This window comes from Thiothrix nivea DSM 5205 (assembly GCF_000260135.1).
In the GTDB taxonomy this organism is placed as follows: domain Bacteria; phylum Pseudomonadota; class Gammaproteobacteria; order Thiotrichales; family Thiotrichaceae; genus Thiothrix; species Thiothrix nivea.
On record NZ_JH651383.1, the window covers coordinates 1673 to 5655 of the forward strand.

4 protein-coding genes are annotated in these 3983 nt (G+C 50.0%); 2 read left to right on the forward strand and 2 right to left on the reverse strand.

Going from position 1 to position 3983, the window contains the following annotated elements:
- Both THINI_RS24825 and THINI_RS00350 read left to right on the forward strand, forming a co-directional pair.
- Positions 1-174: transposase (locus tag THINI_RS24825; protein WP_002706571.1), on the forward strand; the 174-nt coding region annotated here is incomplete at its 5' end.
- 846 nt (positions 175-1020) lie between these two features.
- Positions 1021-2052 (forward strand): IS110 family RNA-guided transposase, encoded by a 1032-nt coding sequence (locus tag THINI_RS00350; RefSeq protein WP_002706572.1) that lies wholly within the window; start codon positions 1021-1023, stop codon positions 2050-2052.
- Positions 2053-2408: 356 nt separating this feature from the next.
- Here THINI_RS00350 and THINI_RS22975 read toward each other — a convergent pair whose 3' ends face one another.
- Both THINI_RS22975 and THINI_RS26150 read right to left on the reverse strand, forming a co-directional pair.
- Positions 2409-3578, reverse strand: coding sequence for a DUF6602 domain-containing protein (locus tag THINI_RS22975; RefSeq protein ID WP_342610106.1), 1170 nt, complete (start codon positions 3576-3578; stop codon positions 2409-2411).
- 196 nt (positions 3579-3774) lie between these two features.
- Positions 3775-3983 (reverse strand): hypothetical protein (locus THINI_RS26150; protein ID WP_245536558.1); only part of this gene is annotated, 209 nt, incomplete at its 5' end.

A 3983-nucleotide genomic window follows, 5' to 3' on the forward strand; every position in this document is an offset into this window, starting at 1 on the left:
CGCCAAACACGTGCACGGGTCGAGCATGTGTTTGGGGCGATGTTGGCGATGGGCGGAAAACGGATCCGCAGCATTGGGTTGGCGCGAGCAGAATTTGGCCTAAGCATCAAGGCGGCTGTTTACAACCTGCGGCGGCTTTGTTCGCTCAAAGAAAGCGGAGTTGCGCCCATTTGAGGGGAAATCCCCCAGAATCCGCAAGAAGGCGGGAAAATAGGCATAAAGTAGGCTTGATACACCCCAAAATGGGTTGGCTTGATTATTTTAACAAAATACCGGAAGGGTAAAGCTAAGTGCTGCGCTACTCCGGCTTTTTAGAGGTTCCCAAATATCTCCCTCGCTGCATTAAAGCTGGATCAGTTAGCACATTGGCTCACGCATCAGCGTATTGTGAACTTTGGGCAACCACCAATCCCGGTAAATGAACAGACGCACCGTATTTTATCGGTAACGGAGAGCGCCCTATTTTCGGTTGTTCAGGTTGGTGTTGTCTCTCTCGCGGTAGCGCACTGTGAACAATCGGGCAGCCACCCATCATGAAAAATCGACACAGCCACCGCATTTTGTCAGCAGCGGGCAAGCCCTCTATTTCTTTGTCGTTCAAGTTGGTGTTGTCTGTCACGCGATAGCGCACTGTGAACTTTGGGCAACCACCCATCATGAAAAATTGGTATGAGCACCGTATTTTATCAGCAACGGACAAGCGCTCTATTCTCGCTCGTTCAAACTGGCGTAATCTGTCACGCGATAGCGCACTGTGAACTTTTGGGAAAGCACCTATTCAGGAAAATGAACATAGCCACCGCACTTTATCGCTCGGGAAAACACTCTCTTCTCTTTAACTTGTCGTTAACCACCGCTTTATCTGCTGCCAACGTCATGCATGACGGGCGCGGCGGGGAGTAATTTGTGCGAAGTTGCGGGCTGTCACCGCGTCCGTCGTCGATTGATGGAATGGTCTCCACAGCCCCAGCACGGCATCATAGTGCCACTGTTAAACGCTGAAAACCATGGAGACCAAGCATGAAAAATACCATTATCACCATCGACCTTGCCACTTCTGTTTTCGAGTTGGCGATTGCCACCCCACAATACCGCATCACCCAGCGGCGGCGGCTTGACCGCGACGCTTTCCGTCAGTTTATCCATGAACAAGAGCCAGCCCTGCTGGTGATGGAAGCCTGCGGCAGTGCCCACCATTGGGGCAGGTTATTCCGTGAATGGGGGCACGAAGCCCTGTTGCTGCCCGCACAATATGTCCGCCCCTACCGCCGCCGCAACAAGACCGACCGTACCGATTGCGAAGCCCTGCTGGAAGCGTACCGCTGTGAAGGGATCAAGCCGGTGGCCATCAAAAGCATCGGGCAGCAGGAACTGCAACAGATGCACCGCTTGCGTGAACAATGGAAACGCACCAAGGTGGCACGGATGAATTTCCTGCGCGGCGTGTTCCGCGAACAGGGCATCCCGTTGCCTGCCAGTGACCGCGAAGCCTTGCGGGAAGCCAACCTTCATGTGGGGCAGTTGTCCTCACTCACCTTGTACATGCTGCGCCCGTTGATGCAGGAACTGGAAACGCTGGAAACCCATATGGCAGGACTGGAACAGCAGCTCATCCATGCCACCCGCCAGAATGAAACGGTTGCCAACCTGCAAACCATCCCCGGCATTGGGTTGCTGACCAGCACTGCCCTGGTCGCGGCGGTCGGCAAAGCCGAACAGTTCCAGTCCGCCCGCCAATTTGCCTCATGGCTGGGGATCACCCCACGCGAAAGCAGCAGTGGCAACCGCCGTTTCCTGGGCAGCATCACCAAACAAGGCAACACCTACTTGCGTACCTTGCTGGTCCACGGGGCGCGGTCGGCTTTGGTGGCTGCCAAGCGGCAGGCGAAATCCGGCAAACCCCTTGCCCGCTTGCAGGAATGGGCGGTGAAGCTGGAACAGCGCAGCGGGCATAACAAAGCCGCTGTCGCCCTTGCCAACAAACTGGCGCGGACCGTGTGGGCGTGCTGGAAAAGCGGCAAACCTTACCAAGCGGGGTACTGCCCAGCCTGATACCCCGTTTTCCCCTCCCTGACCTTGCGTAGACGACAGTACGTTCATGGTTTGACAGGTTAAACCAGTAGCAGGAAAAGCCGGTAACGAGAGTGGCGCAATCCAAGCCCGGTCGAACGATAGGCACCTGCTACGCGGTTTCCATGATGGCTCAGGGGCAATGCGCCCCGCGTAAAGAAGCCGGATATACGAATGCAGTTTGGTCTGTCCAATGCCTGTCCTTGAGCAAAACCGTCACCCGCAACACAGGGGGAAAACACACATGACGAAGACAACAGCCCGCCAACAGGATGCCTTACACACCGGCATTGTCAAGGAGCTTCCCTGCGGGACTCCTCCTTGACAATACCGGCGTTTCAGGCAAAGAAGCCAGCATGGGCTGTTGCACCAAAAGGCACAGGAACTGCGCCTTGAGGGTTTTTATTGGATCTTTGCTGGAAAGGGTTGACTGTGGAGACCATATACAATTTGTTAGACTTTTTACATTTTGGACACTCAACAGTAACTAGATTGTCTTTTATACTATAATAATAGGGTATCCAATACTGTTTACCTTCAATATCTATGAAATCAAAAGCAATAGCAGAATTTTCTTTGAAGATCAGTATATCCGAAAGTTGTTCATTATCTGGGTTATAAATTAAAACATCTCCTGGTTGACGCAAATAAGCTTCTATATTATCGCCTTTTTTGCCATAAGCTATATCGGTAGCTTTTATCCAGTTTATTGGTTCTGCATTCTCACAAACAGATAGTATTTTTTTTAGGGCATCTTGAGAGATGTTTCTTAGATATTTACCATGTATTTTACAATTCCCTGTTTCAGAAAATTGTCCATGCGTGAAACTATAAGAAATTTCTCCCGATGTGAATGGAAGTCTGATGTAGTCCCAGAAATCAAAACCTCCTAATTGACTTCTATTTAATAACTTTGTTAATGTGCTATAAAATCGCAGAAGACAATCCCCTCGGTTTGGAATTCCAATGACATCAATTTCTTTGAGTTTATCTATATCTTGTGTAAACTCACATCCTATATTTTCTTCTTTATTAAATGGAATTATCATTCCTAAATCTAATATTACGATGGCATTTGGCCACTCTGTGCTAGGAGAGTCTTTCATGAATTCTTTAATTGCATCAATGATTGACCCCCATTTTAATGTTGCTTTATATGCAAATAATATTCCGAACCCTCTTGTTGTATTTGATGTAATTTGACCGCCATTGAATTTATTAATGTGTACTCCGCTTTTCTTTAGTCTTTTAAATGAGGCTATATTCTTTAGACCATCTTTTATGGTTTTTTTATTGCGGAGGCATGATTTTACCTGAATGACCCCATGCACCCATTCTACTGGATAAAACTCTGAGCTTTGATGTTTTAGCAAGGAAATACTATTCAGATAATCGTAGAATAATATATCTATTTCCTCACTATGGTGTCCCGTACTTGCAACTACACGGGAACTAAGTTTTGATATTCCAAATTTTTTGTAAGCGCTTCTAAATCCCCCTCCTTTCAGCGCCCCACGTAATCCCGGACACTCAGCCCATCAGCAACAGATTGCATGGGAGAACACGATGAATCCAGGTCAAGATGGGCGTCTGGCGTACTGGCAAGCCCAGCTCCAACGCTTCCAGTCCTCCGGCCTTCCGGAGTCCAGTATTGTGAACAGGAACAGTTGAGTTACCTACGGCTTTGTCTACTGGCGGCGCAAATTATGCGGTACGGCGGGCAAGCCGCCCGGGGGATGGCAAACGCCCGGTATTGCCAGAGCCTCCGGTTTCGTGACTGTCCGCCCGGCGCAGCCGGGGACAGACGCCCGGACGGGCGATGGCCTGGAGCTGTCCCTGCCGAATGGCCTGGTGATCAGGAATATCCACCCGGCAATGTGGCCTTGCTGCGCCGGTTGCTGGGCAGTTGTAAT

Coding starts and splice junctions, on each gene's coding strand:
- THINI_RS00350 (WP_002706572.1), top strand. CDS start 1,021: ATGAAAAATACCATTATCACCATCGACCTTGCCACTTCTGTTTTCGAG.